Below are 4,896 nucleotides of genomic sequence, written 5' to 3'. Positions count from 1 at the left end.
CCCAGGATCTTAGTGATGAATACATCATGAGAGACCTCAGGGAAGAACTTGGTATCGGTGTCATTACATCTGTAGAGGGTGCTCCAAAAGGTATCTCTGCAAAAATGAATATCGAGGAACTGCTCGGGATCAAGATCAATTCATGTGAGAAATTCAGAAACCAAGTGAAATGAATATGGATTATTGGAGAATTAATAGATATTATTCTCCTGCAGTAATTTTTTAATCAGTGCAAATATTAGTTATTATAATTTATATGGAGTGTGATTAATTTATGGCAGAAAACGAAGAACATGAATTATTAAGAGCTATTGATTGGAAACAGGGATTGGCTATAGCTCTTGGAGTACCGCTGTTGGTTCTACCTTCAATAGGATATTTTGCTTTCTGGCTATGGGGATTTGCTATAGCAGTTTGGGCTATATCTGTTATCCAAGGATTTTTCCAGAACTACGCTTATGGTGAACTCGCTGTAATGTTTCCGAAAGCCTCGGGACTTCCTGGGTTTGCACAAAACGTATTCAAAGGAAAAGGTGGTAGATTCGATAGAGGTAAATTAATTGGTGGTTTCAGTGCATGGGGCTACTGGTTTGCGTGGAACCCGGTTATGGCAATAATGGCGATTCTTATCGGTACTTACCTACATCAGATGATACCTTGGGGTATTTCCCAATATGCTTTGTCAATAACTGCAGGAGTTGTTATATTTGGAGGATTGTTAATCGTTAACTCCCGCGGGCTTTCCAGTGGCGCTTTAGTTGGTATGATACTTGCAATCATCTCAATAGCACCGCTTGTCATTATAGCTGGTGCACCGTTTGCTACAGGAGATTTCAATCTTGGAAATATTACAAACTCATGGTTCCCAGCAGATTGGGCATGGGATTTACATCATATATTGATATTACTTGGAATATTTGCAATGGCGGAATGGAGCGCTTGTGCCTGGGAAACTGCAGCAGTATATGGTCCTGAATATAATAATCCAAGTTCAGACCTTCCAAAAGCATTGTTCGTTTGTGGATTTGTCTGTCTCATAATATTTGTCCTTGTACAAACATCTGTAATAGGGACCTTGGGAATCGAAACATTGCTTGATTCTGGGGATTTTGCACTATTACCTGTAGCGCAAGCAGCTTTTGGACAGATAGGCTCATATCTTGCCATCTTTGTGCTCATGGTAGCAATGATACTGATTATACAGACGGCATTCCTTGGGTCATCAAGAGCAATGCACTCGATGGCTAAAGAAGGAAACCTCCCACCTATACTTGGTAGAACAAATTCTGCAGGAACACCTATCAATGCAATGATTCTTACAGCAGTGTTCAATTTGATACTTATTGGTTTGCAAAATCCAGCAGCTGTGCTAGCTGCTTCTGCGATTGGATATTCGGTAGCAAACGGTATAAGTTTGTTTTCATATGTTAAAGCAAAAACTGATTCTGAACTATCAAAGATAGATAGACCTTTCAAAGCTCCAAAAGGCTGGAAATATGTTGCATTAATATTTGGTATATTGAATATACCACTGTTTTTGATAGGTGTTATCTATCTCAACAGTCTTGAACTGGGGTCTGTACCAACATACATAGGATTGGGAGTATTAGCGGTTTATATACCAATATGGTACTATACACAGCATAAATCCTACCAACAGGCGGGTGCTAGTTAAACAACCTGAAACGGAAGGTTAAGGAGCAGGATTGCATCCTGCTTCTGTTCAAATTTTCAGTAATCAAAAATAATCAAGGGGAGACTTGTAAATGACAGAAATTGCATGTAGTGATATCTATAAGAAAATATTAATTGCAACTGACGGTTCAGAGAATTCCAAAAAAGCTGTTGAATCGGGAGTAGAACTTGCATCATGTACCGGTGCAGAGACGCATGCTGTATATGTTGTCTCAACACACAGCCGTATTGGTGGAATACCTCAGAGAGGAGCTGACTGGATAAAAAACGTAAGGTTTGACCTGGAAGAAGAAGGTAAAAAAGCGTTAGAAGATGTTAAAAAAGTCGGTGAAGAAAGAGGTGTCGATGTTAAAACAGCTATACTCGACGGGCACCCTTCTGATGAAATAATAAATTTTGCAGAAAAGAATGGAGTCGACCTGATAATTGTAGGTACACTTGGTAAAACCGGTATTAACAGGTTCTTGCTTGGAAGTGTGGCACAAAATGTTGTGACACATGCAAAAGGTAAGGTACTTGTTGTAAGAGATTAATTATAAGCAATCAAACAATTGTTAACAGGATAACAGGAGAAAAATCTCCCGTTTTTATTTATTTATGTTTTTTTAGAGTCAATATGTTTCAGCCATTATATTTATAAAAAGGTTTATACTTATATATAGTAGCAATTAAGATATTGTTGATTTTTACAAATTTTAATCCGGGTTCTGGTTATAACACAAAACTGGAGATGTATTCCAACATGGATGAAAATAAAAGAATAAAGAATCTCAAGAAACAAATGCATAGATGGACCTACAGATATGCAGAAAGAGTGGGATACAAATTAAATCCAGATAGTGAAATGCTGGACATTGTTCTTGAAGGGCTCGCCAAAAACAAGTTGAAGCACGGCAGACGTTATTGCCCATGCAGGATTATAACAGGTGATGAAGAACAGGACAAAAAAATAATCTGTCCATGTGTCTATCATAAACACGAAATTAATACCGATGGAATGTGTCATTGTGCACTCTTTTTTTATGATGGAGATGATTAACCTAATTATTTGAGGTGGGCTTATGGCAAACGCGATGGAAATTTATCAGTTACTTCCCAAAACCAACTGTAAAAAATGCGGAAAATCAACCTGCATGGCATTTGCTACTGCACTGCTGTCTGGTGAACTTAAACTTGATGATTGTCCAGAAATACTGGAAGATAAATACAGTGATAATTATGAAAAATTGTCTGAAATAGTGGCGCCGATTGAAGGTGCATCAGAAACAGGCATGATAATCCATGAAGAGAAATGCACAGGATGCGGGAATTGTGTCGTTGCCTGCCCGGTTAATGTTGCTGAAGATCCAAAAGGTACCGGTATCGGACTGGCACCCAAAAATGACAGGGTTATTCTGCGAATAGTAAATGGGGTAGTTCAGAAAGCACACATACACAATTGCCGGCGATTTGGTGAAAACAAGATTCTCTGTAATGCATGTATTGAAACTTGTCCTACAAAAGCGATAGAATTTGTATAAGTATTTTATATATGAGGAATTATTGTGGACGGTAAATACTACGTGTGTACTGCATGTTCACTGCTTTGTGATGATATTGAAATCGAATCAGAAGATAATCATATAACCACAGTGTGCACCGCCTGCAGGAAAGGATTATCCCGTATTCAAATCTGCAATGAACCCATGCCATGTACATTGGACGGAAATAAAACCGATATCAATACTGCAATAAGTGGAACTGCCGGTATTCTTAAAAATGCAAAAAATCCACTAATTTTTGGTCTCGGGAACTCTACTGAAGGTGCACAAAAAAAAGGGATCGAACTTGCAAGACAGCTAAACGCTAACCTTGATGACACCTCATCTTTTTGTCAGGGTAATGTTATTGAATCTATTTTAAAAGGTGAAATACAGAATACCTGCACACTCGATGATGTGCGGAATAATGCTGATGTTATTGTCTATTGGGGTGCAGACCCTTCAAACTCCCATCCGCGCCATCTTTCAAAATATACATATTTCCCACGCGGTAAAAACCGCCAGAAGGGTTATGATGAAGACCGGACTGCAATTGCAATCGATATCAGGGAATCATCTACTGTAGAAATCTGCGGAAACAAATCTTATCTTATACCCCCACAAAAGGATGAAGAATTAATTAATGCTCTTATAGATGCACTTTCAGGTAAAGTGCCAAAAGTAACCTTTGATTTCGATAAAAAGCGAATACTTGAACTTGCCAATACACTTAAAAAAGCCAGATATGGTGCTATTTTTGTGGGTCTTGGTCTCGTATACTCTCTGGATAACCTCAACCCTTTAAAACGATTGCTGGATAAATTAAATGATGTGTCCGAATTCTACCTTACTCCAATGGTCGGACATTACAACATGAGAGGATTTAACCAGAATCTGTATGATGAAACCGGATATATAAACCGGGTTAAATTCGAGGATTCTGAAGTAAAACACGGAAATGAATACTCTGTAGTAGAGCTTTTAAAAACTAAAAGTGTTGATTCTGCACTTATAATAGGTTCTGACCCAATGTCCAGTTTACCCGGATATATAGCCAGATATCTTAATGAGATACCAGTAATTACAATCGACCCCTGCGAAACTCTAACTTCCAAAAAATCTAAAATAAATATCCCATCTGCACTCACTGGGGTGGAATGCGGTGGCAGTGCTATACGCATGGATGGTGTCAGGGTTGACTTTGAACCGATGATAGAGACTTCGAATCTTTCTGATGAAGAGATTCTCACAAGAATCATGGAGGAACTTTGATGGGTTTTGAAAAATTTCTTACAGCTCCTGAACATGATATAAAAATCATCACCTACAGGGATATATTCCAGAGTGAAGCCCTTGAGAAATCACTTTTTGGTGAAGAATACAAGAATCTATCTGCTGTTATAAAAATGGATAACAAGGATATGGAAAAGATAGGTTTAAAAGAAGGAAATTCTGTGTTTTTAAAAAATAAATATGGAAAGGTTGTTGTAAAAGTTAAAGAATCAGGTTCTGAAGTATCTCATAAGGGATTTGCATATATGCCCAATAGTCCGTGGTCTAATGCGCTTGTTTCTGATGATACAGGTAATACAGGTGTTCCAAGTTTTAAAATGATTAAAGCATCACTGTCTGATGCAAAAGACGAGGATATTACAGATATCAATGATTTAGATGTATTGAA

General features: G+C 37.9%; 6 protein-coding genes and 1 pseudogene. All 7 read left to right on the top strand.

Going from position 1 to position 4,896, the window contains the following annotated elements; all coding sequences use genetic code 11:
- Nucleotides 1-173 (top strand): annotated as a pseudogene (locus ACLFMM_RS09255) ([dimethylamine--corrinoid protein] Co-methyltransferase); the annotation flags it as partial.
- 101 nt (nt 174-274) lie between these two features.
- On the top strand, nt 275-1,675 hold the full coding sequence (locus tag ACLFMM_RS09250; protein WP_410808448.1) for an APC family permease: 1,401 nt from the start codon (nt 275-277) through the stop codon (nt 1,673-1,675).
- A 91-nt stretch (nt 1,676-1,766) separates the two neighbouring features.
- The gene (locus tag ACLFMM_RS09245) at nt 1,767-2,228 is read left to right on the top strand and encodes a universal stress protein (RefSeq protein ID WP_410808447.1); all 462 of its coding nucleotides are present in this window, start codon (nt 1,767-1,769) and stop codon (nt 2,226-2,228) included.
- A gap of 209 nt (nt 2,229-2,437) precedes the next feature.
- Nucleotides 2,438-2,734, top strand: coding sequence for a ferredoxin-thioredoxin reductase catalytic domain-containing protein (locus tag ACLFMM_RS09240; RefSeq protein WP_410808446.1), 297 nt, complete (start codon nt 2,438-2,440; stop codon nt 2,732-2,734).
- 22 nt (nt 2,735-2,756) lie between these two features.
- A complete protein-coding gene (locus ACLFMM_RS09235; RefSeq protein ID WP_410808445.1) occupies nt 2,757-3,215 on the top strand; it encodes a (Fe-S)-binding protein in 459 nt (152 codons plus the stop codon).
- A gap of 24 nt (nt 3,216-3,239) precedes the next feature.
- A complete protein-coding gene (locus ACLFMM_RS09230; protein ID WP_410808444.1) occupies nt 3,240-4,487 on the top strand; it encodes a formylmethanofuran dehydrogenase subunit B in 1,248 nt (415 codons plus the stop codon).
- Nucleotides 4,487-4,896: molybdopterin dinucleotide binding domain-containing protein (locus ACLFMM_RS09225; RefSeq protein ID WP_410808443.1), on the top strand; the 410-nt coding region annotated here is incomplete at its 3' end. The genes ACLFMM_RS09230 and ACLFMM_RS09225, both read left to right, overlap by 1 nt.

The sequence above is a fragment of the Methanohalobium sp. genome (assembly GCF_046546175.1).
Lineage (GTDB): Archaea > Halobacteriota > Methanosarcinia > Methanosarcinales > Methanosarcinaceae > Methanohalobium.
The sequence above is the reverse complement of the archived record's forward strand: the minus strand, read 5'-3'. Positions and strand labels throughout refer to the sequence as shown.

What these genes read in the sequence shown, in the direction of transcription:
- ACLFMM_RS09235 (WP_410808445.1), top strand. Translation starts at nt 2,757, where the DNA reads ATGGCAAACGCGATGGAAATTTATCAGTTACTTCCCAAAACCAACTGT.
- ACLFMM_RS09240 (WP_410808446.1), top strand. Translation starts at nt 2,438, where the DNA reads ATGGATGAAAATAAAAGAATAAAGAATCTCAAGAAACAAATGCATAGA.
- ACLFMM_RS09250 (WP_410808448.1), top strand. Translation starts at nt 275, where the DNA reads ATGGCAGAAAACGAAGAACATGAATTATTAAGAGCTATTGATTGGAAA.
- ACLFMM_RS09245 (WP_410808447.1), top strand. Translation starts at nt 1,767, where the DNA reads ATGACAGAAATTGCATGTAGTGATATCTATAAGAAAATATTAATTGCA.